This window comes from Ancylobacter defluvii, from assembly GCF_018390605.1.
Classification (GTDB): Bacteria; Pseudomonadota; Alphaproteobacteria; order Rhizobiales; family Xanthobacteraceae; genus Ancylobacter; species Ancylobacter defluvii.
In genome coordinates, this window is the sequence record NZ_JAHBGD010000017.1 from 198413 (window position 1) to 222239 (window position 23827).

Here is a 23827-nt window from a genome sequence, read left to right on the forward strand (position 1 = left end):
GGGGGGCAAGACCGTGGCGGCGTCGGCGCCGCACGAGTCGTGCCGCGGCCGGTCGCGCCGCCATTGGTCCCGCATTCCGGACGCCTCATGCTGATCGCGACACCGCCGCTTCTCGTTCTGCCCTTCCCGGCCATCGATCCCGTGCTGATCCAGCTCGGCCCCTTTGCCGTCCGCTGGTACGCGCTCGCCTATGTCGCCGGCCTGCTCATCGGCTGGTGGCTGGCGAAGAAGCTCTGCGCCACGCCGGCGCTGTGGGGCGGCAAGTCCGCCATCCCGCCGGAGGAGTTCGACGACGCCGTGGTGTGGGTGGCGTTCGGCGTCATCCTCGGCGGGCGCCTCGGCTATGTGCTGTTCTACAACCTGCCCTATTACGCCTCCCACCCGATGGAAGCGCTCACCGTCTGGCATGGCGGCATGTCCTTCCACGGCGGCTTCCTCGGCTCCATCCTCGCCATGGCGCTGTTCTGCCGCCGCCGCGGCCTGCCCCTGATGTCGATGCTGGATATCGCCGCCGCTGTGGTGCCGATCGGCCTGTTCCTCGGCCGCCTCGCCAATTTCATCAATAGCGAGCTGTGGGGCCGCGTCACCGACGTGCCCTGGGCTTTCGTCTTCCCCACCGGCGGCCCCGAGCCGCGCCATCCGAGCCAGCTCTACGAGGCGGCGCTGGAAGGCGTCGCCATCTTCGTCATCCTGCAGATCGCGATCCATGGCTTCAAGGCGCTGGCGCGACCCGGCATCGTCGGCGGCCTGTTCGTGATGCTCTACGGCCTCTCGCGGATCATCGTTGAATTCGTGCGCGAGCCCGATCCGCAGCTCGGCTATCTCGCCGGCGGCTGGCTGACCATGGGCATGCTGCTGTCGGTGCCGATGGTGCTGTTCGGCGCCTGGCTCGCCTGGCACTCCTCGCGCCGGCCACCGCTGAACGAGCGCGTCCCCGCATGAGCGAGGCGCCAACGCCGCTGGCGCATGAGCTCGCCGCCCGCATCGCCGGGGACGGGCCACTCACCGTCGCCGACTATATGGCCGAATGCCTGCTGCATCCCCGCCACGGCTATTATTCCACCCGCGAGCCGTTCGGGCAGGGTGGCGACTTCGTCACCGCGCCGGAAATCAGCCAGATGTTCGGCGAACTCGTCGGGCTGTGGGCGGCAGACAGCTGGATACGTCTCGGCTCCCCGGCCCCGTTCATTCTCGCCGAGCTCGGCCCCGGCCGCGGCACCCTGATGGCCGACGCCTTGCGGGCCGTCCGCATCGTCCCCGGCTTTCTCGATGCCGCCCGCCTCGTGCTGGTCGAAGCCTCCCCGCGCCTGCGCGCGGTGCAGAAGCGTGCCCTCGCCGGCCACGCCGTCGAATGGGCCGACCGGGTGGAAGACCTGCCGGCCGGCCCGCTGATCCTCATCGCCAACGAATTCGTCGACGCGCTGCCGATCCGCCAGTTCCTCCGCATGCCGGAGGGCATTGCCGAACGCATGGTCGGCCTCGATGGCGCCTGCCCTCCCGGTTCCGACGCCCTCGCCTTCGGCCTGCGCCCCGGCGCCCGCCTGGATGCCGCTGCCGAGCGGCGGCTGCTCGCCGCCCCGGCCGGCGCGTTGCTGGAAATCTGCCCGCTCGGCCAGAGCGTCGCCGCCCATGTCGGCGCCCGCCTTGCGCGCGACGGCGGCGCGGCGCTGTTCATCGATTATGGCCACAAGGGCGAACACGAACCCTCAGGCGGCTTTGGCGACACGCTGCAGGCGCTGCGTGCCCATGTTTACGATCATCCGCTCGCCCACCCCGGCGAGGCCGACCTCACCGCCCATGTCGACTTCGCTGCGCTGGCGATCGCCGCGCGAAGAAACGGCGCCCGCGCCTTCGGCCCCATCTGCCAGGGCGACCTGCTGGAGCGCCTCGGCCTCCATGCCCGTGCCGAACGGCTGAAGCGCAATGCCGGCCCGGAAGCCGCCGCCGCCATCGATGCCGCCGCGCTTCGGCTCGCCGGCACCCACCAACAGGGCATGGGCGCTCTCTTCAAGGCGCTCGCGCTGGTGCATCCTTCCCTCGGCGCCCCGGCCGGATTCGCGGCCGGCGAAGAGTTCGTCGAGAACATCGGAGACGAAACCGCATGAAGGTCGAATCCCCCGCCCTCAAGGCGCTGCCCGGCATCCGCCACGCGTTCTTCACTCGCGAGGGCGGCGTGTCGGAGGGCATCTATGCCGGCCTCAATGGCGGCACCGGCTCGGGCGATGCGGCGGAGAACGTCGTCGAGAACCGCGCTCGCATGGCCGCCGCGCTCGGCGTGCCGCCGACGCATCTGCTCACCGCCTGGCAAATCCATTCGCCGGACTGCCTCGTTGCTCGCGTGCCGTGGGACGAGCGCCCCAAGGCCGACGCGGTGGCGACCGACACGCCCGGCGTCGCGGTCGGCATCGCCATCGCCGATTGCGGCCCGGTGCTGTTCGCCGATGCCGAGGCGGGTGTCGTCGGCGCCGCCCATGCCGGCTGGAAGGGGGCGGTCGGCGGCGTACTCGATTCCACCCTCGCCCGCATGGAGGAGCTGGGGGCAAAGCGCGCGCGCATCGTCGCCGCCATCGGCCCGCTGATCCGCCAGCCGAGCTACGAGGTCGGCCCCGAATTCGTCGCCAACCTCACATCCCTCGATGCCGGGAACATCCGCTTCCTCGCGCCGTCCGAGCGGGCGGGGCACGCGATGTTCGACCTGCCCGGCTACATCGCCGCCCGGCTGACCCGCCTCGGCGTCGGCACGGTCGAGGATCTCGGCCTCGACACCTATGCCGACGAGGCCCGCTTCTATTCCTATCGCCGCGCCACCCATCGCGGCGAGCCCGATTACGGCCGGTTGATCGCCGCCATCACCCTGGTGCCTTGAGCCATGAGCCTGCATTTCACCACACTGGAATTCGAACGCCGCAAGAACCGCCTGCTGGCGGCAATGGCCGAGCGGCAGCTCGACGGCATGCTGATGTTCCAGCAGGAATCGATGTACTGGCTCACCGGCTACGACACGTTCGGCTTCTGCTTCTTCCAGTCGCTGTGGCTCGGCGCCGACGGCCGCTTCGCCCTGCTCACCCGCTCGGCGGACCTGAGGCAGGCGCAGCACACCTCGCTTATCGAGGACATCCGCATCTGGCGCGATGCCGCCGATTCCACGCCGCAGCAGCAATTGCGCGACATGGTGGCCGATCTCGGCGGCGCGCATGCCCGCATCGGGGTCGAGTATGACAGCTACGGCCTCACCGCCGCCAACGGCCGCAAGCTCGATGCCGCCTTCGACGGCTTCGCCATCCTCGACGACGCATCCGGCCTCGTCGATTACCTGCGGGCGGTAAAGTCGGAGGAGGAAATCTTCTATGTCCGCAAAGCCGGCCAGCTGGCGCTCGACGCGCGGCAGGCGGCCATCGAGCTGATCGGCGCCGGCGTCGACGAGGGCGACATCCTCGCCGCCATGCAGGGGGCCATCTTCAAGGGCGGCGGCGACTATCCCGGCAACGAGTTCATCATCGGCTCCGCCCGCGACGCCCTGCTCTGCCGCTACAAGTCCGGCCGCCGGCGCCTCGACGCGCGCGACCAGATCACCCTCGAATGGGCCGGCACCTACCGCCACTATCATGCGGCGATGATGGAGACCGCGATCGTCGGTCGCCCCCGCGACCGCCACATCGACCTGTTCAACGCCGCCAGGCTGGCGCTGGAGGCCTGCGCCGCCAATATCGCACCCGGCCGCACCGCCGGCGAGGTGTTCGCCGCCCATGCGCAGGTGATGGACGGTCACGGCCTCGCCGAGCACCGGCTGGCCGCCTGTGGCTATTCGCTCGGCGCCAAGTTCACCCCGTCATGGATGGACCCGCCAATGTTCTACGAGGGCAATCCCTGGGTGCTGGAGCCCGGCATGGTCATGTTCGCCCACATGATCCTGATGGACAGCGAGACCGAAACCGCCATGTGCCTCGGGCGCACCTTCCTCGTCACCATTAACGGTAACGAGCCGTTAACGGGTGCACCTCTGGACCTTATCGTTAATTCCCGTTAACGATTTGCCCCGGATGTGCCGGCGACGGCGCGGCCGCGCCGAATCGCTTCGGTGCGGACACGCGCAGCGACCGGCCCGCAAGGGGACGGCGCTTGATGATCCAACAGCTCGGCCGGCGATTTTGTCAGCTCGTGCCGGCAGCTACAGTCACTGTCGTTGCCCTTGGGCTGGCTGCCTGCCAGACCGGCGGCGCCGGCAAGCCGGTCGCGAGCGCCACCGGTGCCGAAACCTCCGGCGCCCAGCCGGCCCGCGCCGTCGCCTCCCGCACCGCCGGTCCTAAGACCCTTGCCTTCGAATCGATCGACGGCCCGCCGGAGCCGGTGTTCGACCGGCTGGTCAGCAGCCTGTCCACCGAGGCTGGCGCCCGGCGCATTCCGGTCGCTTCGCGCGACAGCAATGCGCCCTATCGGGTGCGCGGCTATCTCCTCGCCGTCGTCGAGAACGGCAAGGGCAGCGTCGATTGGGCATGGGACGTCTATGACAAGGACCGCGAGCGGGTGCTGCGCGTTTCCGGTGCCGAGCCGGCCGGGGCCGGCAGCGACGTCTGGGCCAATGTCGATCAAGCCATGCTGGATCGCATCGCCGCGCAGAGCCTCGCCGAGATTTCGACCCGCCTCGCCGAGAGCCCGACCGCGCCGCGCAAGCCGGTCGGCGACCCCGCGGTCGCGGCCGAGCCCGCTGCCGCCGAGGATCCCCATGAGCCGGTGCGTACCGATGACGGCCCACCGGTTGCAGCGGCCGGCGACGAGGCGCCGGGGCCGGAATCCGGCTCGACCCTCGCCCTCACCGCAAGCCACTGACCTTCCGTCAGCCGATTGCCGAATCCCGGATCGCCGTTCCCGGAACGACCTCCGCATACGTCGTGCCGAGGCATCGCCGCCTCGCCACTCGGGCGGATGCCTTGCCCAAATCCTGTGCCGGTGTGGCTTTACAGGGCAGGCCCGCCCGCCTATCAGAACCTCGCGACGGCCGTGAGACGGCCGCGAGGTGATCTTACGCGGTGAATCTACGGCTTGGAGCGCGCGCCGGAATGTCCAGCAATAACGGTTCGATCAAACTGGTCGCGGGCAACAGCAACCGCCCTCTCGCCGAAGCGATCGGCGCCTATCTCGCCACTTCGCTGACCAAGGCGGTGGTGCGGCGCTTCGCCGATATGGAGATCTTCGTCGAGATCCAGGAGAATGTGCGCGGCAAGGACGTGTTCGTGCTGCAGTCCACCTCCTTCCCGACAAATGATCACCTGATGGAATTGCTCATCATGATCGATGCGCTGCGCCGCTCCTCGGCGCGCCGCATCACCGCGGTGCTGCCCTATTTCGGCTATGCCCGGCAGGACCGCCGCTCCTCCGGCCGCACGCCGATCTCCGCCAAGCTGGTCGCCAACCTGATCACTCATGCCGGCGCGGACCGCGTGCTCACCGTCGATCTGCATGCCGGACAGATCCAGGGCTTCTTCGATATCCCGACCGACAATTTGTTCGCCGCCCCGGTGATGGTGCAGGACGTGAAGTCGCGCTTCGACCTCAACGACATCACCGTGGTGTCGCCCGACGTCGGCGGCGTGGTGCGTGCCCGTGCGCTGGCCAAGCGCATCGACGCCCAGCTCGCCATCGTCGACAAGCGCCGCGAGCGGCCGGGCGAGAGCGAGGTGATGAACGTCATCGGCGACGTGCGCGGCAAGCGCTGCATCCTCGTCGACGACATCATCGATTCCGGCGGCACGCTGGTGAACGCCGCCGATGCGCTGCTGGAGCGCGGCGCCACCGAGGTGCACGCCTATATCAGCCATGGCGTGCTGTCCGGCGGCGCGGTGGCGCGCGTTACCGCCTCCAACCTCAAGGAACTGGTGATCACCGATTCCATCCAGCCGACCGAGGCGGTCCGGGTGGCGCGCAACATCCGCGTCATCTCCATCGCCAGCCTGCTCGCCGAGGCGATCGGGCGCACCGCGCATGAGGAAAGCGTCTCCAGCCTGTTCAACTGAGACATTTTTCGCCGGTTCCGACCCTCGCCTACCGCAGCGCACACAGTTCTGTGCGCGCTGCGCCATGCTCCTTCCACTTTTCAGCCGCATGTATCGGGCTCGTTGAACGGAACGGGACGACCCGATGCTACGCGCCACCTTGCGCGGCCATAGGCCGACTCGCGTGCCCCTGCTTGCCGGTGCCGCCGCTATCGCGGTGCTGATGCCCGCCCTTGCCGGCGCCCAGTCGATGGGCGGCCCGATGCCCTATGATCCGGTCGATCCCTGGGCCGGCGTCACCGTCATCGTCACCCCGACGCAGGATCGGTACGAGCCGGAAGCCGCAGTTCCGGCGCTGCCGCCGCCGCATCCGGCCGACGTGCCGGGGCCCGAGCCGCAGGTCGCCGATACCCCGGTCGATCAGTGGACGCCGCCCTCGCTCTACCAGAGCCTCGATCTCGGCCTTGGCGGCCGGCCGGAGCCGGAGCCGGAGAAGCCGGCGCCGAACACCCTGCTGCCCCAGCGCAAGGCGGTGGCGACGTCGAAAACCTCCAAGCTGCCCACCAGCGTGCAGTTCGTCGACCGCGGGCCGGTCAGCATCGGCGTTTCCACCAGCATGTCGGCGAGCGCGCCGGTCTCCTCGCCCACCAACCGGCAGGCCGGCAGCGGCAATGGCGAGGTGAAGGGCCGCGTCGGCTATTCCATGGACAATCTGTCGGTCTACGGCACCACCCAGCTCGGCGCCTCGGCCTCCACCGGCACTCCCTCGGTGTATGATGGCTACACGGTCGGCAGCACCTACAGCATGCCGCTCGACAATCTCGGCCTCGGCAAGGGCGACAGGCTCGGCGCCACGGTGGAGATGGACAGTTCCTCGACCGTGAACACCGGCGTCGAGTTGCGCGCGCCGATGGGCAGCTATGAGCGCTTCCTCTCGGTGCAGCGTTCGGCGCCGGTCGGCTCCGACGCCAGCGGCGTGGTGAAGGCCGGCGTGCTCGGCAGGTTCTGAGCCGCGGGCTCCGGACCTCGCCCGTCGTGCCGCCTCCAGCGCGACGCAAGCATTGCCGCAGAAGGCTTTTGCTGCTAGGAAGCCGCTCGCCGTGGCCATTCCGCACCCCTGGAGGCCCGCCGCGGCGACACCAGACCCAGCCTGAAGGGACCGGGCCGCGCGAGCGGCCCTCTCCTTTTGCAACCAAGGACTTTTAGCCATGACCGCCATCAAGGAACTGAAGGCGCAGGCCCGCACGAAGAGCGGCAAGGGGGCCGCCCGTGCCGAGCGTCGCGCCGGTCGCGTACCCGCCGTGATCTATGGCGACGGGAAGGCCCCCGTCGGCATCACCCTCGACCATGTCGAGATCAACCGGATCATCTATGCCGGCCACTTCCTGACCACGCTGTTCAACGTCGACATCGACGGCGAGAAGCACCGCGTCATTCCGCGCGACTACCAGCTCGACGTGGTGAAGGACTTCCCGCTGCACATCGACTTCCTGCGTGTCGCCATCGGCGCCACCCTGACCGTCGACGTCCCGGTGCATTTCCTCGGTGCCGACACTGGTGCCGCCTTCAAGCAGGGCGCCACGCTGAACATCGTCGCCCATACCGTGTCGCTGAACGCACCGGCCGACGCCATTCCCGAGGCGATCGAAGTCGACGTGTCGGGCTACGCCCTCGGTTCGTCCATCCACCTGTCGGCGGTGAAGCTGCCGGAAGGCGTCACCTGGGCCGGCCATGGCGACGACACGCTCGCCACCATCGTCGCCCCGTCGGGCAAGAAGGAAGCCGAGCAGGACGAGGCCGCTGCCGCCGCTGCTGCGGCCGCTGCGACCCCGCCCGCCAAGGGCTGATCGGCCGCACGCGCCTGTCCTGTCGAGGGAGCCGGAAGCCCGCTTCCGGCTCCCTCTCGTTTCAGCGGTACGCCGCCTCGTCGCGGCAGGAGGCCGGACGTGTTCCTCTTCGCCGGGCTCGGAAATCCCGGGCCGAAATATGCCGGCAACCGGCACAATATCGGCTTCATGGTGGTGGACGCCCTTGCCCGCCGCCATCGCTTCTCGCCGTGGCGCCGTCGCTTCCAGGGTGCCGCCTGCGAAGGCGAGATCGGCGGCGAGAAGGTGCTGGCGCTGCTGCCGGAAACTTTCATGAACGAGAGCGGCCGCGCGGTCGCGGAGGCACAGCGCTTCTACAAGATCGAGCTCAGGGACATCTTCGTCTTCCATGACGAGCTCGACCTGCCGCCCGCCAAGGTCCGCACCAAGTTCGGCGGTGGCAATGCCGGCCATAACGGGCTGCGCTCCATCACTGCCCATTGTGGCAACGACTATGGCCGGGTGCGTCTCGGCATCGGTCATCCCGGCGACAAGGCCCTGGTCATGCCCTTCGTGCTCGGCGACTTCGCCAAGTCCGAGCGGGCATGGGTGGAGGCGGTGGCGGATGGTTGCGCCGATTGTGCCGAATTGCTGATCGCCGGCAGGATCGACGAGTTCCAGAGCCGGCTGCATCTCTTCCTTGATGCGCAGGGCTACGGAACCGTCAAACCGCCGGGCGCACCGGCGAAATAACCCTATGATGACCGCGGCGCTTGCGCTTGCGCTCCGGCTTGCCTAACCACATCGGCAACCAGACCAGATCCTAAAGAGCATCGCACCATGGGCTTCAAATGCGGCATTGTCGGCCTGCCGAACGTCGGCAAGTCGACCCTCTTCAACGCGCTCACGCAGACGGCGGCGGCGCAGGCGGCCAATTACCCGTTCTGCACCATCGAGCCGAATGTCGGCGACGTCGCGGTGCCCGATCCGCGGCTGGAGACGCTGGCCGCCATCGCCGGCTCGGCCCAGATCATCCCGACTCGGCTGACCTTCGTCGACATTGCCGGGCTGGTGCGCGGCGCCTCGAAGGGCGAGGGCCTCGGCAATCAGTTCCTCGCCAATATCCGCGAATGCGACGCCATCGCCCATGTGGTGCGCTGCTTCGAGGATTCCGACGTCACCCATGTCGAGGGCAAGCTTGCACCGATCTCCGACATCGAGACCATCGAGACCGAGCTGATGCTCGCCGATCTCGAAAGCCTGGAGAAGCGTGCCGGCGCGCTGGAGAAGAAGGCCAAGGGCGGCGACAAGGATTCCAAGGAACAGCTCGAGCTGATGAACCGCGCTTTGGTGCTGCTGCGCGAGGGCAAGCCGGCCCGCCTGGTCGACGTCAAGCCGGAGGAGGAGAAGGCCTTCCGCATGCTCGGCCTGCTCTCGTCCAAGCCGGTGCTTTACGTCTGCAATGTCGAGGAGGCCTCGGCCAAGGCCGGCAATGCGCTGTCGGCGGAAGTCTTCGGCCGCGCCGCCGAGGAAGGCGCCAAGGCGGTGGTGGTCTCGGCCAAGATCGAGAGCGAGATCGCCGTGCTGCCCGCCGAGGAACAGAAGGATTATCTCGAGGCCATCGACCTCGACGAACCCGGCCTCAACCGCATCATCCGCACCGGCTACGAATTGCTGAAGCTGGTGACCTATTTCACCGTCGGCCCGAAGGAAGCCCGCGCCTGGACCATCACCGCCGGCACCAAGGCGCCGGCGGCGGCGGGCGTGATCCACTCGGATTTCGAGAAGGGCTTCATCCGCGCCGAAACCATCGCCTATGACGACTACGTCAAGGGCAAGGGCGAGGCCGGTGCCCGCGACGCCGGCCGGCTGCGGCTGGAAGGCAAGGACTATGTCGTCGCCGATGGCGACGTGCTGCATTTCCGCTTCGCCAACTGAAGGCGGCGGGGTGGCGCGACCGATACGGAAGCGCCGCCGGCCCGCCTGAGGCCGGACGCCCTGGCTTCACGGCAGCCGGCGCCATCGCCCCCAGCGCCCGCATGCCGAGAGCCCGACTCATCGTGGCGCATATGGACGATGAAGACGCTTTTCTCCCTCTCCCCGTCGGGGAGAGGGCTGGGGTGAGGGGTCTTCGACGCTCCGCAAAGGCATCTCCCCTTACCGACACGTTTCGCGGGCTACCTCCGCGAGCGGGAGAGGAAATCGTGAGTCGGGCTCTGAGGCACGAACGCCGCGAGCCTCGAAGCACGCAGGCGCCCGCCACTCCCTTCGGCGCCGAGATCATCCGCCCAGCTTCGCCAGCAACCCGTCCAGTGTCTCGAAACCGCCGCCCCAGCCGGCCTCCATGCCCTGCATCAGGTCGATGAAGGCCGCGATCTCCGCCGCGCTGGCGCCGAGCGGCTCGGAGGTGAGCGTCACCCGTGTCGCCGCCGCCGCCTCCTCGAAATGCACCGTGGTGACGAGCTCGCGCGGCCACGCGTCGAGGAACGGCGCCGACACGACCTCTCCCGCCGCATCGGCGAAGGAATGCACCCAGACGAGCCGCTCCGGCGCGGCGATCTCGCGATAGACGAAGCGGAAATGGACCACGCCGTGCTCGGCGATCTCCATTCGGCCGTGCAGCCGCCCGCCGGGGCGCAGATCCTGCGACAATACGGTGGTCTTCGCCCCCTTGGGCCCGAACCAGGCGCCGAGCAGGCCGGCCTCGGTCCAGGCCCGCCACACCAGCGGGCGCGGCGCCGCGAACCGGCGAACAATGGTGAACACGGGTGCGGTCGAGCTTTGGTCCGAGGCCGGCATCTGGGCGCTCATGATCTCATCCTTGTGGGTCGGGTTGCTGAAGCTGCGCGAGAACCGCGTCGAGACGGTCGAAGCTGTCGACCCACAGCGCATGCAGGCCGGCGAGCCACTGCTCCGTCTCGCGCAGCGCCTCCGGCTTCAGCCGACGCGGCCGCGCGGCGCCCGCCTGCCCGGCCTCGATCAGCCCCGCCATCTCCAGCACCTTCAGATGCTTGGAAATCGCCGGCTGGCTGATGCCGAAGGGCTTGCCGAGTTCGCCCACCGTCGCCTCGCCCTGCGCCAGCCGGGTCAGGATGGCGCGACGGACCGGATCGGCAAGCGCGGCGAAACGACGATCGAGTTGCGGCGCCAAATTTATATCCATTTAGATATATAACCATATGGATATATTCCGGTCAAACAACCTGCGACGCTCTTGCCCGCTCTTTTCGACTGGACGGCTTGACCTTGGCGCGCCCGTCGCCTGTCATAATGGGCAAGAGTCGCGGGTACGGAGCGGGGCGCCGATGCTCTTCTGGGAAGACTTCCACGAGGGCCATGTCGCGGTAAGCGGGCGCTATGTGGTCGGGCGCGAGGAGATCGTCGCCTTTGCACGGAAATACGACCCCAACCCGCTGCATCTCGACGATGCCGCCGCCGAGGCGAGCGCCGTCGGCGGGCTGTGCGCCTCCGGCTGGCACATCTGCGCCATCGCCATGCGGCTGCTGGTGGACGGGGTGCTCGCCAATGCCGATTGCCTCGGCTCGCCGGGCATCGACGAGACCCGCTTCCTGGCTCCGGTCCGCCCCGGCATGGTGCTGAAGCTGCGCCGTCACATATTGGAGACCCGCTCCTCGAAGAGCCGGCCGGACATGGGGATCGTCAAGATGCGGCTGGAACTGCTCGACGCCGACAACCGCCCGGTTTGCGAGCTCATCGGGCCGATCATGTTCGGCCGGCGCAATCCCGGCTTCCGGCCGGCGTGAGGGAGGCGGGCATGGACTTCTTCGAGGACATTCTCGTCGGCACCTCCACCCCGCTCGGGGCGCACAGCTTCTTCGCCGACGAGATCATCGCCTTCGCCCGCGCCTTCGATCCCCAGCCCTTCCATCTCGATGCCGCGGTGGGCGCGCGCATGCATTTCGGCGGCCTCGCCGCCTCAGGCTGGCACACTGCCGCGGTCGCCGCCCGGCTGCGCGCGCAGGCGATCGCCCGGCACCACGCCGTGCTGCGCGGCCAGGGCAAGCCGACACCGCGCATCGGCCCCTCCCCCGGCTTCAAGAACCTCAAATGGCTTCGCCCGGTACTGGCCGGCGACACTGTCACCTTCACCAGCGAGGTGACGTCCAAGAAGCCCAGCGCCAGCCGCCCGGAATGGGGCTTGGTCTTCACCCACGAGACCGGCACCGACCAGTATGGCCGCGCGGTGTTCGCACTGGACGACTGCGTCTTCGTCGAGCGGATCGAGGCGTGAGCGCCCTCCCCGGCGGCGCGCTGCGCGTGCTGCTGTGGAACGTCGCCTGGCGCCGGCCCGCCTCACCCGCCGGTGCGATGATACGCGACCTGCTCGCGCGCCACGATCCCGATCTCGTCTGCCTCACCGAGGCGCCGCTCGATCTGCCGGTCGGCGGGCACGTCATCGCCGCCGATCCCGATTACGGCATGCCGATGAAGCCCGGCCGCCGCAAGGTGATAGTGTGGAGCCGGCATCCCTGGGAACAGGTGGACGATCGCGGCCATCGCGATCTGCCCTCCGGCCGCTTCGTACGCGGCATGACCGCGACGCCGCTCGGCCGGCTCGCCGTCATCGGCGTCTGCATTCCCTGGTCGATGGCGCATGTCGCGTGCGGACGGCGCGACCGCGCGCCCTGGGAAGACCATCGCCGCTACCTGCATGCGTTCGGTGACCTGCTGGGGCGTGAGGCGCCCCGCGCGGACACGCTGCTGCTCGGCGACTTCAATCAGGCCATCCCGCGCACGCGAGCACCGAAGGACGTGGCCACGGCCCTCGCCGCCGCGCTGGGGCCGTCGCTCACCGTCGCCACCGCCGGGGCGATCCCCGGCCTGGAGCGTCCGTCCATCGACCATCTGGCCGCGACAAGCGATCTGACGCCGCTCGACATTGCCGCGCTGCCCAATGTGCTGGAGGACGGCAGCCGGATCTCCGATCACACCGGCCTCATGATCCGCCTCGCCCGATCGGCACCGTAGAATGGCCCCGGGCGGCACTGCACCACCGCCACCTCACCACCCACTCGCCAGCCTGCAAGCCGCCGCGGCGCCAGCCCCGCCCCGCCCCGCCGGCTGATGCCATGGGACGGGCCGTTTCCACACCGACACCGCCAGAAGGCCTATCGCCAACGTAAAAGGGCCCCGCAAGGGGCCCTTCGATACGATGGACGTAAGCGCGGCAGGCCGCTCAGTGATCGTGGACCGCCTTCCACACCTTCTTCTTGGTGAAGTAGAGCAGGCCGGCGAACACGATCAGGAAGATCATAACCTGGAAACCCAGGCGCTTGCGCGCTTCGAGATGCGGCTCGGCGACCCACATCATGAAGGCGGTGACGTCGCGCGAATACTGATCGACGGTCTGCGGCGTGCCGTCGGTATAGGTCACCTGATCGGCCGAGATCGGCTGCGGCATCTTGATGGCGTGGCCGGGGAAGAAGGCGTTGTAGAACGCGCCTTCCGGCACCGTGAAGCCTTCCGGCGGGTCCACATAGCCGTTCAGCAGCGCGTGGATGTAGTCCGGGCCCTGCTCCTGATACTGGGTGAAGATGTCGATCAGGAAGCCGGGGAAGCCGACCTCATAGGTGCGCGCCTTGGCCAGCGTCGAGAAGTCCGGCGGATAGGCGCCGCCATTGGAGGCCCGCGCCGCCTGCTCGTTCGGGAACGGCGAGGGCCAGCGGTCGGACAGCCGCGCCGGGCGGTCGAACATGTCGCCGGCATCGTTCGGGCCGTCCTGCACCTGGTAGCCTTCGGCCACCACCTTGGCCTGCTCCTCGGAGAAGTGCGGCCCGCCCGGCTGGGCGAGGTTGCGGAAGGCCAGCAGATGCGCGGAGTGGCAGGAGGCGCAGACCTCCTTGAACACCTGGAAGCCGCGTTGCAGTTGCGCCTGGTCGAACTTGCCGAACGGGCCGGCGAAGCTCCAGCTTTCGCGGTGCGGCTTCGGCGCGCCCTCGGCGGCGAGCGCCGGGGCCATACCGCCGGCCAACACGGCGCCGGTCACGGCGGCACCGATCAGGCCGCGCCGCAGCGAGGCGCGGGAGGAGGAGAAGATCGAGAGCGAGGACATCAGTTTGTTCATCGTTCGGTTCCCGCTCAGCCCTTGGTCTGCGGCGCGCTGACGCCGACGGATGCGGGGGCGCCCCCCTTCTTGCCCAGCACCGCCTCGGTGATCGAGGCCGGCACCGCCTTCGGCTTCTCGAACAGGCCGAGCAGCGGCAGGATGATCAGGAAGTGCGCGAAGTACCAGATCGTCAGGATGCGGCCGGCGATGATGTAGCCGCCCTCGGCCGGCTTCGAGCCGAGCCAGCCGAGCCCGATGCACACCAGCACCCAGATCCAGAAGAACTGCTTGAACAGCGGACGATAGACGCCCGAGCGCACCTTCGAGGTATCCAGCCACGGCACGAAGAACAGCACGATAATGGCGCTGAACATGGTGAGCACGCCGCCAAGCTTGGAAGGCACTGCGCGCAGCATCGCGTAGAACGGCAGGTAGTACCATTCGGGCACGATATGCGCCGGCGTCACCAGCGGGTTGGCCGGGATGTAGTTGTCAGCATGGCCGAGATAGTTCGGGATGTAGAACAGGAACCAGGCGAAGAAGATCAGGAAGCACACCATGCCGAACGCGTCCTTGATGGTCGCGTAGGGGGTGAAGGCCACGGTGTCCTTCGGGGTCTTCGGGTCGACGCCGGTCGGATTGTTCTGGCCGACGACATGCAGCGCCCAGATGTGCAGCACCACCACGCCGGCGATCATGAACGGCAGCAGATAGTGCAGCGAGAAGAAGCGGTTGAGCGTCGGGTTGTCGACCGCGAAGCCGCCCCACAGCCACTCGACGATGGTCGGGCCGACCACCGGGAAGGCCGAGAACAGGTTGGTGATGACGGTGGCGCCCCAGAAGCTCATCTGGCCCCACGGCAGCACGTAGCCCATGAAGGCGGTGGCCATCATCAGCAGGTAGATGATGCAGCCGAGGATCCACAGCACCTCGCGCGGCGCCTTGTAGGACCCGTAATACAGGCCGCGGAACATGTGGATGTACACCGCGATGAAGAACATCGAGGCGCCGTTGGCGTGGATGTAGCGCAGCAGCCAGCCATAGGAGACGTCGCGCATGATGTGCTCGACCGAATCGAAGGCCAGCGTCACATGCGGCGTGTAGTGCATCACCAGCACCACGCCCGACAGGATCTGGCAGGCCAGCATCAGCGACAGGATGCCGCCGAAGGTCCACCAGTAGTTCAGGTTGCGCGGGGTGGGATAGGCGATGAAGGAGGAATGGATCAGCCCGACCAGGGGCAGCCGGCTCTCGAACCACTTGAGCGCCGGGTTCTTCGGCTCGAAGGTAGCGTGTCCGCTCATCTGTCTCTTTCCCGGATGCTCGGCTCAGCCGATGGAGATCTTCGTGTCGGACACGAAATGATACGGCGGAATGGCGAGATTTTCCGGCGCCGGGCCACGGCGCACCCGGCCGGCGCTGTCATATTCCGAGCCGTGGCAGGGGCAGAACCAGCCGTCATATTCGCCCATGTGGCCGATGGGGACGCAGCCGAGATGGGTGCAGATGCCGATGACGACCAGCCACTTCTCCTGGTCCTTGGCGGCGCGGTTCTCGTCGGTGGCGGGAGCGTCCGCCGGCAGGTTGGCGTTACGGGCTACCGGGTCGAGCAGCGCGGAAAGCTGGGTCGCCCGGGCTTCCTCGATGTCCTTCGGGGTGCGGTTCCACACGAAGACCGGCTTGCCGCGCCACTTCACGGTGACGATCTGGCCTTCCTGGATCTGGCCGATATCGACCTCGGTCGAGGACAGCGCCAATACCGAGGCATCCGGCTGCAATTGCGAGATGAAGGGCCACACCAGGGCGGCGGCCCCGACCGCGCCCATGGCGCCGGTCGCGATATAGAGGAAGTCGCGGCGCGTGGTTTCCGCCGTTCCGGTTGATGCCACGAGTGTTTCCTTTCCCCTCACGCCCATCGAACGATGCACGATCCGCCGAGCCAGTCGCCGCCGAAGCCGATCGCCGCCTAAACCGTTGGCCGCCGCCGCGTGATGCGCCTGCCGCCCCCCGGCGTGACGCAACGCCGGTGCGGCCGATCACGCGGTCGGCTTACCTTCGACTGCCTCTAATTGCACCCTCCCAGCCCCTTGTCCAGATGACGGCAGTGCGGCAGTCCGCCCCGCCCCCCTGCTGCACCTTCATCCACCTCGGCCGTGTCGACGCCATGCTGTCGCCGCAATCCCGCCGTTTCCGACGACCTTTGGTCAGGACCTCGCCCGGAACCGCCGCCATGTCGATCCGCCTCGCCCTCTACCAGCCCGACATCGCGCAGAATGCCGGCACGCTCGCCCGGCTCGGCACCTGCCTCGGGCTGGAACTGCACATCATCGAGCCGGCCGGCTTTCCGGTGGGCGATGCCGGATTCCGCCGCGCCGGCATGGACTATCTCGACCGCGCGACGATCCGGCGCCATGCGAGCTTCGATGCCTTCGAGGCCTGGCGGCTGGCGGCGCAAGCGCGGCTGCTGCTCGCCACCACGCGCGGCGCCGTGCCCTATGTCGCGTTCCGATTCGCGGCGGGTGATGTGCTGCTGCTCGGCCGCGAGAGCGCCGGGGTGCCGGAGCCGGTGCACGCGGCGGCGGATGCGCGCCTGCTGATCCCGCTGGCGGCGGGGACCCGCTCGCTCAACGTGGCGATCGCCGGCGCGATGATCGCCGGCGAGGCGCTGCGCCAGCTCGGGGGTTTCCCGGCCGGCGCGGCGGCGTGAGGCTCACTCCGCCGCCACCTCAAGCGAAGAAAGGCGACGTATCGACCGTGAAGTCGTCGATCAACGGCTTGCCTTGATCAAAATGGCCATGAAACTTGCCGCGGAAGGCCTCGGAGGTGGTGAATTCATCATCGCCCTTCCCATACCGCAGGGCGACATAGACCGAGGCCAATCCCGAAAACTTGGTTCCACTCACCCTGATGCCAGCTGGGTCGACGCCAATATTGTCAACGGTCGTCTCGCTCGAAAGCGTATCAAGTTCGTTCCAGGCGGACGGAAAATCCCTGAGTTCGACAGACCGCACCGCCTCAGCGATCAGGTCCTCAGCATCCCTCTTCTTCAACGTGACGGGCATGCCGGTTTCCTAATAGTTGAACTCGCCGACGGCGACCTTGGAGCGAAACTGCCAAGCCAATGTATCACAGATGCCGTCAAGATCGGCCATGATCGAGGCGGCATCGATGGACACCTGAAATAGCCGCCGCTCGAAATCAGAGCGGAACGAGGCTTCGATGTCGAAGGTATCCTCTTCCAGAATATCGTATTCCCAGAATGTCTCCCAGGCCTTCGTCGGATCGGGATGCACGGTGAAAAGTCCGCGCTGCGCGACGATGCGCGGCGTCACCGCTGTCGGCATGAGCGACACGACGTGAGAGCATGCGAAGGGTTCGGAAACACGCCCAACATCGACCAATGGTGGTGCCTTGGCCGCATAAATGCGGGCTTTTGTGTCGCGCGGCTCGCTCGACACCGCGAAATACGCCGCGACCAATGGATTCGTTGTCCAGTCCAGAAGCCGCGTCGGCAGTCCATGGTGCTGGGCGAGCGCCAGCAATTCCCATTGCGACATTCCGCCCGTCTCGATGAACTGGCGAGCACGTCGTTTAAAATTTGCGAAGATGACGGCCTCTGCATCGGCATCGTACACGCTGGCGATTCGTCCGACCTTTGGGATCAGTCGATGGTTCTTCGCATCAGCAACGCCTCGGAACACCCAGTTTGACTGTCGGTGCCGTTCGACAAAATCCATGAATTCGAGCCATAAACGACGTCGCTCGACCGCGAGCCTTTCGCCGCGCGATGTATTCCCAGCATTGGATGCCATACGGTTTCCCCTTCCCCCCGGCATCTTACCACCGCCTCACTCCGCCGCGATGTCCTCCTCCATGTCGATGAAGCCGCCGGACTGGCGCTGCCACAGCCGGGCATAGAGCCCGCCGCGGGCGATCAGTTCGGCATGGGTGCCCATCTCGACGATGCGGCCATGGTCCATCACCACCAGCCGGTCCATCCGTGCGATAGTGGAGAGCCGGTGGGCGATGGCGATCACCGTCTTGCCCTGCATCAGTTCGTCGAGATTCAGCTGGATCGCCGCCTCGATCTCCGAATCGAGCGCCGAGGTCGCTTCGTCCAGCACCAGGATCGGCGCGTCCTTCAGCAGCACCCGCGCGATGGCGACGCGCTGGCGCTGGCCGCCCGACAGCTTCACCCCGCGCTCGCCGACATGCGCGTCGAAGCCCCTGCGCCCCTGCGGGTCGGCAAGCCCGTCGATGAACTCGGCCGCATGCGCCCGCCGCGCCGCCTGCCAGATCGCCTCCTCATCCGCCTCGGGATGCCCGTAGCGGATATTGTCGCGCACCGAGCGGTGCATCAGCGAGGTGTCCTGCGTCACCACGCCGATATGGCCGCGCAGGCTCTCCTGCGCCACGCCGGCAATGTCCTGCCCGTCGATCAGGATGCGCCCGCCCTCGAGGTCGTAGAAGCGCAGCAAGAGGTTCATCAGCGTCGACTTGCCCGCTCCCGAGGGCCCGACGAGGCCGATGCGCTCGCCCGGCTTCACCGTCAGGTCGAGCTTCTCGATCACCCCAGAACCCTTGCCGTAATGGAAGCTGACATCCTCGAAGCGGACGTCGCCGCGCGGCACGGCGAGGGCGGGGGCGCCCGGCCTGTCGATCACCGTATGCGGGCGGGCGATGGTGAGGATCGCCTCCTGCACCGTGCCGACATTCTCGAACACCCCGGTCACCACCCACATGATCCAGCCGGACATGTTGGTTATGCGGATGGCGAGGCCGGTCGACAGCGCGATGGCACCGAGATTGATCGCCCCCGTCGACCACAGCCACACGCCGAGCCCGCCAATGGCGCCGAGCATCAGGCTGTTCAGCCAGCTGACGCTCATCGCCATGCCGGTGATCTGTCGCTGCTGGCGCAGGAAGGCCTCGTTGTGATGCTGCGTCGCCTCGCGGACATAGGCATCCTCGCGGTCGGCATGGGCGAACAGCTTCACCGTCATGATGTTGGTGTAGCTGTCGACGATGCGCCCGGTCAGCGCCGAATTGGTCTCCGACATCGCCTTGGACAGCGCCCGCACCCGCGGAATGAAATAGGAGAGCGCAGCGACATAGAGCACGATCCAGGCGACGATCGGCACCGCCAGCCGCCAGTCGGCCTCGGCGAACAGGATGACGGCGCTGATCGCATAGACCGAGACGTACCACAGCGCGTCGATCACCTCGACCACCGAGCCGCGCACCGCCGGCCCGGCCTGCAGCACGCGGGTGGCGACGCGCCCGGCGAAGTCGCTCTGGAAATAGGACAGGCTCTGGCGCACTACCCAGCGATAGGACTGCCACCGGATCAGGCTGGAGAAATTGGCGTTGATGGTCTGGCGCACGAGAAAATCGTGCAGCGCCTGCGTCGCCGGCCGGGCGACCATCACCACGAAGGCCATCCACAGCAGCAGCCCGCCATGGTCGGCGAAGATCGCGCCGGGCGAGGACGACTGCAGCAGGTCGACGATCTGCCCGACATAACGGAACAGCGACACCTCGACGATGGCGACGAGGAAGGCAGCCGCCAGCGCGAATACGAAGATCGGGCCGCTTTGCCGCACGAAATGCCAGTAGAACGCCCACAGCCCCTCGGGAGGGCGGGCCAGCGGCATGGGACGGAACGGATCGAGGCGGTTCTCGAACCAGATAAGCAGACGCGTCAGCATGATCAGCCTTTTCCGCCTTCGATGCGGCGGCAGTATGTCGATTGGGAACGCGCGTGAACTAACCGGGAACAAACACGAGTCGCCGTCCATCCGCCAGCATCGATCGGTTGTCCCCGTCCTGCCTGTAGCTCTCCCGCGCGAAAAACCGCGGCGCCGGCACGCCATTTCGCGAAAGCGCAAAACAATCTAGAAGCGGCGGCGCAGAGAGGAAGCCTGTCGATGTCCGCCTCGAATATCGCCGACGCCGCCCGCAACGCCCCCGGAACGCCGCTCGACCCGGCGCGCGTCGAGCCGCTGAAGGCGGTCGCCCGCGACTGGTTCGAAGAACTGCGCGACCGCATCTGCGCCGCCTTCGAGGCGCTTGAGGACGAGGCGCCGGCCGCACTCTATCCCGGCGCCCCCGGCCGCTTCGAGCGCAAGCCCTGGAGCCGCACCGATCATTCCGGCGCTCCCGGCGGCGGCGGGGTGATGTCGATGATGCGCGGCCGGCTGTTCGAGAAGGTCGGCGTCCATTGCTCCACCGTGTACGGCGAATTCGCCCCGGAATTCCGCAAGCAGATTCCCGGCGCCGAGGAGGATCCGCGCTTCCACGCCACCGGCATCTCGCTGATCGCCCACATGGCGAACCCGCATGTTCCGGCGGTGCACATGAACACCCGCCTCGTCGTCACCTCGCGGGCGTGGTTCGGCGGCGGCGCCGACCTCACCCCGGTGCTCGACCGCCGCCGTTCACAAGAGGATCCCGACGCCCTCGCCTTCCATGCCGCCATGCAGGCCGCCTGCGATGCCCATGCCGTCGCCGACCATGGCCGGCTGAAGGCCTGGTGCGAGGAATATTTCTGGCTGCCGCACCGCCGGGAGCCGCGCGGCATCGGCGGCATTTTCTACGATTGGCTGGATTCGGGCGACCGCGACGCCGACTTCGCCTTCACCCGCGACGTCGGCCTCGCCTTCCTCGACATCTATCCGCGCCTGGTGCGCGCCAACCTCGGAACGCCGTGGACCGAGGCCGAGCGCGAGGAACAGCTGATCCGTCGCGGCCGCTATGTCGAGTTCAACCTGCTGCACGATCGCGGCACGGTGTTCGGGCTGAAGACCGGCGGCAATGTGGAATCGATCCTGTCCTCGATGCCGCCGGTGGTGAAGTGGCCGTGACGGCCGGCTGACCATCTCGCCAACGGCCTCGAGGGGCCAGACGCCCGCTCAGGTGCCGCTGCCGATGGCCGGCGCTTCCATGCCGGCATCGGAGGAAGGCTCCAGCTGGCGCGGTTCCGCGGCCGGCGACGGCACCGGCGGCCGATGCAGCACCCGCAGCGAGGCGAGGTTGATGAAGGGAAAATCCTTCTTCAGCTCGAGGGAGGCGTCCAGCATCGGCTTGTCTTCCGGCGGCGGTCCGGGCCGGCGCTTCACGCTGTCATTGTAGCCGTGCCGCGTCCGCAGCCAGAGCGGCCGCTCGGACGAGATGAGGTGCACCGGAAACCGCTTGTGCACCGTCATGTGGTTGCCGAGCTGGAAGGCGCTCAGATAGCGCTCGGCCGACGAGATCACGCCCAGCCCCAGCGCCAGGCAGGGCAGTTCGCTGTTCTGCATCTGGATGCCGTCATCCGGCGCCGGCGCGATCGTCCAGCCATTGATCGGGGAAATCACCGTGCCGTCGGCAAGCGTCTCGGCGTGGCTGCGGATCATGTCGATATAGGAGGGCGGCAGCGCGTCGTCGTCGTCGAACCGATAGGAGAACAGCCGCCCGCCGGCCGCAAGCTCCACCGACAGCCGCTTTGGCGGCGTCTTGAAGCTTTGCCCCCCGCGCACCTGGACGATGCGGATATTGGGATAGGGCGCGATCATCTCCTGCAGCCGCTTCTGGCAGAACGCCGGCAAATCCGCGTTGATGATGATGAGCGCATAGGATTGCGGGTGCTTGGTCAGCACCGCATAGGTCGGCAGGGCGTAGCGGCGGAAGATCTCCAGCCGCAGCCGCAGCCGGCCTTCGTCGAACACCAGCTGCTTGGCTTCCTCGATCGTGAGGTAGCGCGTGGATTCGAACCAGGTCAACGAATCCTGGGTTACCAGGCTGAACCGCGTCAGCCCGACGAATGTAATCGACATTCCGCTGCGACCGCCCCTTCGTAACCGAGCGGAAGCTAGGCGCCGCCCGTCCGGAGGTCAAGCCGGGGCCCGGCCGCACGGCCGCGATCCTCAGCCCGTCATCCCGCGACGATCCCGGATCGCGGCGCGGAAATGGGGCTGTCCGCGCCCGCCCGGCGCCGGGCGCGACTTCCGGCAGCAGGTGCCGCCGGCTAACGGATTTCGAAGCTCACCATCCGGCCACCGCCCTCGCGCGGTCCGTCGAACAGCAGCACCGCCCTGAGCGCGCCGCCCTCGTGCTTCAGCGGCAGCAGCGCCTCGGGCTTCCCCTCGCCGCCGAAGGCCGGCAGGTTCGCCACCAGCGTCGCGCCGGTGCCGGCAGTGGCGGCGCGGTAGACCGCATAGTCGCCATAGGCCACCGCCCGGCCCGCCGGCGGGTCGAGTTGCGGCCCGGCCAGGATGAGGAAGCCGCCGCCGAAGGCGATCAGGTCGCGAATGCCTCGCGGCGCGCCGAGCGTGTCCTTGCCGAGGTCGTAGGTGATCAGCTCCGCCTTGCCGGGCTCGCCGCCGAACAGCGCGGCGAGCGGCACCGCCACCACCGCCGCCCGGCCCTCCACCACCGGCGCCCGCAAGCCGGCGAACAGCCGGCCCTCATGCACCGCGACGCCCTCGAGGTTGAGCCCGTGCTCGGCGAGCTTTCCGTCGAAGGCGCCGGCCAGTTGCGGCACCGAGCGCAGGAAGGCCGGCAGGTCGGTGGAAACCTCCACCGCCGGGCGCGGCCCCCGGATGTCGCCGCTGCGGTTCACCGAGCCCGGCACGAAGCGGATGCGGAACACCCGCCAGGTCGCCTTCGCCCGGATATTCGCCGCCGCCGGGTCGCTCTCGCGGCGCGGCCGGCCATGCGAGCCGATGACGTAGAAGGCGCCATCGGCATAGGCGACGCCCTCGGCGTCGAGCGACAGCGGCTCGCCGCCGAGACGGTCGGCGATCAGCGGGATGAAGGCGCCGGCCTCGCCCTCGTGCCGCCGCGCCATGACGATCTGCACCCCCTGCGCCTCGTCGTCGGCGATCAGGCACAGGCGCGGCAGCGCCGTGCCGTCCTCGCAGGCGATGCCGCTGATGTCGCGCGCGGTCTTGAAGTCGAGCTTCTTGCCGTTGCCGCCCGGCTCCAGCTTGCCGAACAGCCGCCCCTCGATCGGCCATTCCGTCTCGTCGGCCCGCGCCGCCCCGGCGCCGGCCAGAAGCAGCGGCCCCGCCAGCAGACCGAACCGCAAAGCCCGCACCCATGCGGCGATCATGGCATCACCCGAAACGACGGAAAGGGTGTCATTCAACCACCCTTCGCCGGCACCGGCCAGAGCCTCAGGCGGTCGCCGGCATCTCGCCCATGTGGAACACTTCCCAGATGTGGCCGTCGGGATCCTCGAAGCCGTGCGAATACATGAAGCCGAGATCCTGCGGCGCGCGCGGCACCGCGCCGCCGGCGGCCCGCGCCTTGGCCATCAGCGCGTCCACCGCCGCGCGGTCGTCCACCTGCAGCGCCACCAGCACCTCGGTGGTCTTGGCGGTGTCGGCGATTTCCTTGTGGGTGAAGCTTTTGAAGAACGGCTCGACCAGCAGCATGGCGAAGAAATTCTCGCCGATGATCATGCAGGTGGCATCATCATTGGTGAATTGCAGGTTGAAGCTGAAGCCGAGCGCGGTGAAGAATTCCACCGAACGCTTCAGCTCCTTCACCGGCAGGTTGACGAAGATCTGCCGGGCGACATGAAGCCCCTCATTGGCCATGGGCAACCCTCCCCCTTGGGTAAGGGCGCACTATCGCATGCGCTGCCGTTCAGCGGTCGTCGGCGAGTACCGCTGCGAGGAGTTGGTCGAGGGCTGACGGATCCTGCGGGAATCCGGCCTCGATCCAGGCTTCCTCCGCCCGCTTCATCGCCACGCCCAGCGCCGGGCCGGGCGAGAGCCCGCGCGCCAGGAAATCCGCTGCCTTCAGCGGAAAAACCGGGATCGGCCAATCCAGCGCGATCGCCAGCAGCGCCCGCCAGCCTTCCTCGTCCGGTGCCGCACCGGAACGGGCGAAGGCGATCAGCGCCCGGTCGGTGAAGCGCTCGCGCGCCATCCGGTAGAGGAACGCCTTCTGCCCCTTCTCGCACATGCCCGGCGTCGGCG

26 protein-coding genes and 1 pseudogene are annotated in these 23827 nt (G+C 68.0%); 15 read left to right on the top strand and 12 right to left on the bottom strand.

Going from position 1 to position 23827, the window contains the following annotated elements; genetic code table 11:
- Positions 1–87 precede the first annotated feature (87 nt).
- The 10 genes from lgt to ychF all read left to right on the top strand — a co-directional run bounded on the left by lgt (position 88) and on the right by ychF (position 9733).
- A complete protein-coding gene (gene lgt, locus KHC24_RS12610; protein WP_213363621.1) occupies positions 88–942 on the top strand; it encodes a prolipoprotein diacylglyceryl transferase in 855 nt (284 codons plus the stop codon).
- A complete protein-coding gene (locus KHC24_RS12615) occupies positions 939–2105 on the top strand; it encodes a class I SAM-dependent methyltransferase (RefSeq protein WP_213363622.1) in 1167 nt (388 codons plus the stop codon). The genes lgt and KHC24_RS12615 overlap by 4 nt, the downstream gene beginning before the upstream one ends.
- Positions 2102–2866 (top strand): peptidoglycan editing factor PgeF, encoded by a 765-nt coding sequence (gene pgeF, locus KHC24_RS12620; RefSeq protein ID WP_213363623.1) that lies wholly within the window; start codon positions 2102–2104, stop codon positions 2864–2866. The genes KHC24_RS12615 and pgeF overlap by 4 nt, the downstream gene beginning before the upstream one ends.
- A gap of 3 nt (positions 2867–2869) precedes the next feature.
- Complete coding sequence (locus KHC24_RS12625) at positions 2870–4027, top strand: M24 family metallopeptidase (protein ID WP_213363624.1); 1158 nt, start codon at positions 2870–2872, stop codon at positions 4025–4027.
- Positions 4028–4122: 95 nt separating this feature from the next.
- The gene (locus KHC24_RS12630) at positions 4123–4827 is read left to right on the top strand and encodes a hypothetical protein (protein ID WP_213363625.1); all 705 of its coding nucleotides are present in this window, start codon (positions 4123–4125) and stop codon (positions 4825–4827) included.
- A gap of 230 nt (positions 4828–5057) precedes the next feature.
- Positions 5058–6011 carry a ribose-phosphate pyrophosphokinase gene (locus KHC24_RS12635; protein ID WP_213363626.1) on the top strand — a complete coding sequence of 318 codons (954 nt, stop codon included), beginning with the start codon at positions 5058–5060 and terminating at the stop codon, positions 6009–6011.
- Between the two features lie 163 nt (positions 6012–6174).
- The gene (locus KHC24_RS12640) at positions 6175–6999 is read left to right on the top strand and encodes a hypothetical protein (protein ID WP_213363627.1); all 825 of its coding nucleotides are present in this window, start codon (positions 6175–6177) and stop codon (positions 6997–6999) included.
- A 199-nt stretch (positions 7000–7198) separates the two neighbouring features.
- Positions 7199–7837, top strand: coding sequence for a 50S ribosomal protein L25/general stress protein Ctc (locus tag KHC24_RS12645; RefSeq protein ID WP_213363628.1), 639 nt, complete (start codon positions 7199–7201; stop codon positions 7835–7837).
- 99 nt (positions 7838–7936) lie between these two features.
- Complete coding sequence (pth, locus tag KHC24_RS12650) at positions 7937–8548, top strand: aminoacyl-tRNA hydrolase (RefSeq protein WP_213363629.1); 612 nt, start codon at positions 7937–7939, stop codon at positions 8546–8548.
- Between the two features lie 87 nt (positions 8549–8635).
- Positions 8636–9733 carry a redox-regulated ATPase YchF gene (ychF, locus tag KHC24_RS12655; protein WP_213363630.1) on the top strand — a complete coding sequence of 366 codons (1098 nt, stop codon included), beginning with the start codon at positions 8636–8638 and terminating at the stop codon, positions 9731–9733.
- A 342-nt stretch (positions 9734–10075) separates the two neighbouring features.
- On the opposite strand, the gene KHC24_RS12660 is transcribed toward ychF, so the two are convergent.
- On the bottom strand, positions 10076–10606 hold the full coding sequence (locus KHC24_RS12660; RefSeq protein WP_213363631.1) for an SRPBCC family protein: 531 nt from the start codon (positions 10604–10606) through the stop codon (positions 10076–10078).
- Positions 10607–10610: 4 nt separating this feature from the next.
- Complete coding sequence (locus KHC24_RS12665) at positions 10611–10946, bottom strand: ArsR/SmtB family transcription factor (protein ID WP_213363632.1); 336 nt, start codon at positions 10944–10946, stop codon at positions 10611–10613.
- Between the two features lie 154 nt (positions 10947–11100).
- Between KHC24_RS12665 and KHC24_RS12670 the strand changes: the two genes are divergently transcribed.
- Genes KHC24_RS12670 through KHC24_RS12680 form a run of 3 tightly spaced genes read left to right on the top strand, consistent with a single transcriptional unit; the run spans position 11101 to position 12784 of the window.
- A complete protein-coding gene (locus KHC24_RS12670) occupies positions 11101–11559 on the top strand; it encodes a MaoC family dehydratase (RefSeq protein ID WP_213363633.1) in 459 nt (152 codons plus the stop codon).
- 11 nt (positions 11560–11570) lie between these two features.
- The gene (locus KHC24_RS12675) at positions 11571–12047 is read left to right on the top strand and encodes a MaoC/PaaZ C-terminal domain-containing protein (RefSeq protein ID WP_213363634.1); all 477 of its coding nucleotides are present in this window, start codon (positions 11571–11573) and stop codon (positions 12045–12047) included.
- Positions 12044–12784, top strand: a complete 741-nt coding sequence (locus KHC24_RS12680; protein ID WP_213363635.1) for an endonuclease/exonuclease/phosphatase family protein — start codon at positions 12044–12046, stop codon at positions 12782–12784. The genes KHC24_RS12675 and KHC24_RS12680 overlap by 4 nt, the downstream gene beginning before the upstream one ends.
- Before the next feature lie 208 nt (positions 12785–12992).
- Here the strand turns inward: KHC24_RS12680 and KHC24_RS12685 are convergent, their stop codons facing one another.
- The 3 genes from KHC24_RS12685 to petA are packed head-to-tail and all read right to left on the bottom strand — an operon-like array spanning position 12993 to position 15751.
- Positions 12993–13880 (bottom strand): cytochrome c1, encoded by an 888-nt coding sequence (locus KHC24_RS12685; RefSeq protein WP_373878613.1) that lies wholly within the window; start codon positions 13878–13880, stop codon positions 12993–12995.
- 14 nt (positions 13881–13894) lie between these two features.
- A complete protein-coding gene (locus tag KHC24_RS12690; RefSeq protein WP_213363636.1) occupies positions 13895–15166 on the bottom strand; it encodes a cytochrome b in 1272 nt (423 codons plus the stop codon).
- A gap of 24 nt (positions 15167–15190) precedes the next feature.
- Positions 15191–15751, bottom strand: coding sequence for a ubiquinol-cytochrome c reductase iron-sulfur subunit (gene petA, locus KHC24_RS12695; protein WP_213363637.1), 561 nt, complete (start codon positions 15749–15751; stop codon positions 15191–15193).
- 341 nt (positions 15752–16092) lie between these two features.
- On the opposite strand from petA, the gene KHC24_RS12700 reads away from it, so the two are divergent.
- Complete coding sequence (locus KHC24_RS12700) at positions 16093–16569, top strand: tRNA (cytidine(34)-2'-O)-methyltransferase (RefSeq protein ID WP_213363638.1); 477 nt, start codon at positions 16093–16095, stop codon at positions 16567–16569.
- Positions 16570–16588: 19 nt separating this feature from the next.
- Here KHC24_RS12700 and KHC24_RS12705 read toward each other — a convergent pair whose 3' ends face one another.
- Genes KHC24_RS12705 through KHC24_RS12715 form a run of 3 tightly spaced genes read right to left on the bottom strand, consistent with a single transcriptional unit; the run spans position 16589 to position 19570 of the window.
- Positions 16589–16924 carry a pPIWI-associating nuclease domain-containing protein gene (locus tag KHC24_RS12705; RefSeq protein ID WP_213363639.1) on the bottom strand — a complete coding sequence of 112 codons (336 nt, stop codon included), beginning with the start codon at positions 16922–16924 and terminating at the stop codon, positions 16589–16591.
- A gap of 9 nt (positions 16925–16933) precedes the next feature.
- Entirely contained in the window at positions 16934–17674 is a 741-nt protein-coding gene (locus KHC24_RS12710; protein ID WP_213363640.1) for an FRG domain-containing protein, read from the bottom strand.
- 36 nt (positions 17675–17710) lie between these two features.
- Complete coding sequence (locus KHC24_RS12715; RefSeq protein WP_213363641.1) at positions 17711–19570, bottom strand: ABC transporter ATP-binding protein; 1860 nt, start codon at positions 19568–19570, stop codon at positions 17711–17713.
- Positions 19571–19789: 219 nt separating this feature from the next.
- On the opposite strand from KHC24_RS12715, the gene hemF reads away from it, so the two are divergent.
- A complete protein-coding gene (gene hemF, locus KHC24_RS12720; RefSeq protein ID WP_213363642.1) occupies positions 19790–20725 on the top strand; it encodes an oxygen-dependent coproporphyrinogen oxidase in 936 nt (311 codons plus the stop codon).
- 48 nt (positions 20726–20773) lie between these two features.
- On the opposite strand, the gene KHC24_RS12725 is transcribed toward hemF, so the two are convergent.
- The 4 genes and pseudogenes from KHC24_RS12725 to KHC24_RS12740 all read right to left on the bottom strand — a co-directional run.
- On the bottom strand, positions 20774–21676 hold the full coding sequence (locus tag KHC24_RS12725) for a glycosyltransferase (RefSeq protein WP_213363643.1): 903 nt from the start codon (positions 21674–21676) through the stop codon (positions 20774–20776).
- Between the two features lie 191 nt (positions 21677–21867).
- A complete protein-coding gene (locus KHC24_RS12730; RefSeq protein ID WP_213363644.1) occupies positions 21868–22953 on the bottom strand; it encodes a DUF3616 domain-containing protein in 1086 nt (361 codons plus the stop codon).
- Between the two features lie 64 nt (positions 22954–23017).
- On the bottom strand, positions 23018–23443 hold the full coding sequence (locus tag KHC24_RS12735; protein ID WP_213363645.1) for a VOC family protein: 426 nt from the start codon (positions 23441–23443) through the stop codon (positions 23018–23020).
- Between the two features lie 49 nt (positions 23444–23492).
- A pseudogene (locus KHC24_RS12740) lies at positions 23493–23827 on the bottom strand (CCA tRNA nucleotidyltransferase); the annotation flags it as partial.

Excerpts from the sequence above, each read along its gene's own strand:
- KHC24_RS12625 (WP_213363624.1), top strand. The coding sequence starts at position 2,870 with ATGAGCCTGCATTTCACCACACTGGAATTCGAACGCCGCAAGAACCGC.
- KHC24_RS12705 (WP_213363639.1), bottom strand. The coding sequence starts at position 16,924 with ATGCCCGTCACGTTGAAGAAGAGGGATGCTGAGGACCTGATCGCTGAG.
- KHC24_RS12700 (WP_213363638.1), top strand. The coding sequence starts at position 16,093 with ATGTCGATCCGCCTCGCCCTCTACCAGCCCGACATCGCGCAGAATGCC.
- KHC24_RS12725 (WP_213363643.1), bottom strand. The coding sequence starts at position 21,676 with ATGTCGATTACATTCGTCGGGCTGACGCGGTTCAGCCTGGTAACCCAG.
- KHC24_RS12615 (WP_213363622.1), top strand. The coding sequence starts at position 939 with ATGAGCGAGGCGCCAACGCCGCTGGCGCATGAGCTCGCCGCCCGCATC.
- KHC24_RS12635 (WP_213363626.1), top strand. The coding sequence starts at position 5,058 with ATGTCCAGCAATAACGGTTCGATCAAACTGGTCGCGGGCAACAGCAAC.
- KHC24_RS12645 (WP_213363628.1), top strand. The coding sequence starts at position 7,199 with ATGACCGCCATCAAGGAACTGAAGGCGCAGGCCCGCACGAAGAGCGGC.
- KHC24_RS12670 (WP_213363633.1), top strand. The coding sequence starts at position 11,101 with ATGCTCTTCTGGGAAGACTTCCACGAGGGCCATGTCGCGGTAAGCGGG.
- KHC24_RS12730 (WP_213363644.1), bottom strand. The coding sequence starts at position 22,953 with ATGATCGCCGCATGGGTGCGGGCTTTGCGGTTCGGTCTGCTGGCGGGG.
- ychF (WP_213363630.1), top strand. The coding sequence starts at position 8,636 with ATGGGCTTCAAATGCGGCATTGTCGGCCTGCCGAACGTCGGCAAGTCG.
- lgt (WP_213363621.1), top strand. The coding sequence starts at position 88 with ATGCTGATCGCGACACCGCCGCTTCTCGTTCTGCCCTTCCCGGCCATC.
- pgeF (WP_213363623.1), top strand. The coding sequence starts at position 2,102 with ATGAAGGTCGAATCCCCCGCCCTCAAGGCGCTGCCCGGCATCCGCCAC.
- KHC24_RS12690 (WP_213363636.1), bottom strand. The coding sequence starts at position 15,166 with ATGAGCGGACACGCTACCTTCGAGCCGAAGAACCCGGCGCTCAAGTGG.
- KHC24_RS12685 (WP_373878613.1), bottom strand. The coding sequence starts at position 13,880 with ATGAACAAACTGATGTCCTCGCTCTCGATCTTCTCCTCCTCCCGCGCC.
- KHC24_RS12710 (WP_213363640.1), bottom strand. The coding sequence starts at position 17,674 with ATGGCATCCAATGCTGGGAATACATCGCGCGGCGAAAGGCTCGCGGTC.
- KHC24_RS12715 (WP_213363641.1), bottom strand. The coding sequence starts at position 19,570 with ATGCTGACGCGTCTGCTTATCTGGTTCGAGAACCGCCTCGATCCGTTC.
- hemF (WP_213363642.1), top strand. The coding sequence starts at position 19,790 with ATGTCCGCCTCGAATATCGCCGACGCCGCCCGCAACGCCCCCGGAACG.
- KHC24_RS12660 (WP_213363631.1), bottom strand. The coding sequence starts at position 10,606 with ATGAGCGCCCAGATGCCGGCCTCGGACCAAAGCTCGACCGCACCCGTG.
- KHC24_RS12675 (WP_213363634.1), top strand. The coding sequence starts at position 11,571 with ATGGACTTCTTCGAGGACATTCTCGTCGGCACCTCCACCCCGCTCGGG.
- KHC24_RS12735 (WP_213363645.1), bottom strand. The coding sequence starts at position 23,443 with ATGGCCAATGAGGGGCTTCATGTCGCCCGGCAGATCTTCGTCAACCTG.
- KHC24_RS12630 (WP_213363625.1), top strand. The coding sequence starts at position 4,123 with ATGATCCAACAGCTCGGCCGGCGATTTTGTCAGCTCGTGCCGGCAGCT.